The sequence below is a fragment of the Mycobacterium sp. NAZ190054 genome (assembly GCF_001545925.1).
Classification (GTDB): Bacteria; Actinomycetota; Actinomycetes; order Mycobacteriales; family Mycobacteriaceae; genus Mycobacterium.
This window is the reverse complement of record NZ_LMVQ01000495.1, coordinates 1-815: the sequence shown is the minus strand read 5'-3', so window position 1 is coordinate 815 and position 815 is coordinate 1. Positions and strand designations below refer to the sequence as shown.

The following is an 815-nucleotide window of genomic DNA, read 5'->3' as shown; positions in this document are numbered from 1 at the left end:
GTCGCGGCCGGTGCCACCGCGGGCCCCGCCTGCGGCACCGGGCCCTCGGGCGCCAGCTGCAGAGCGACCGCCGCGGACACCGACGCGACGAAAGTCACCACACCGGCGACCAGCACCACCGCCGGGCCACGCCGGCTGACCACCGGTGCGCGGGAGATGGTCCGGCTGTCTCGCATTGGTTCATGCCAGGGGGTGAACTCGCCGGCGCAGGCCAGTGCCGCGCCGCGCGCCAATGCCAGCTGCGCCTCGTCGGGTGAGAACACCGGGACCGTGAGCGCCTCCTGCAGGACCGGAAGCAGGCCGTCGAGGTCCTCGGCGGAGCCGACCAGCACCAGCGCTTGGGGCGCCCGGTCGGCCCGGGTGAACACCGAGTCGAGCCAGCCGATGAGGTCCTCTTCGGTCACCACGCCGTGGTTGACCGAAGTCTGCACCGCTCCGTCGTCGCTGACCACGAGCGCGATGAGTTGTTCGGGCTCGATCACGCAGACCGCGGTGGTCCCGAAACCCGTCATCTGCGCGATCCGCCGCGCGAGCGCATCGGTGGCCTCCGACAGGCGGACCGGGACGACGTTGTCGAAGCCGGCTTCGTCCAGGGACTTCAACAGCAGCGAGGCCTCGGTGTCCGCGTCGTCGCTCCAGGTCACCCCGATGGACCGGACCCGTCGGCCCCGGTCCGCCTGTCGGAGGCCACCGATGCGCTCGCGCGGCGGATCGCGCAGATGACGGGTTTCGGGACCACCGCGGTCTGCGTGATCGAGCCCGAACAACTCATCGCGGTCGTGGTCAGCGACGACGGAGCGGTGCAGACTTCGGGC

General features: G+C 71.8%; 1 pseudogene. It reads right to left on the bottom strand.

The features are described from left to right. A pseudogene (locus tag ASJ79_RS24905) lies at nt 1-644 on the bottom strand (hypothetical protein); the annotation flags it as partial. Between the last annotated feature and the right edge of the window lie 171 nt (nt 645-815).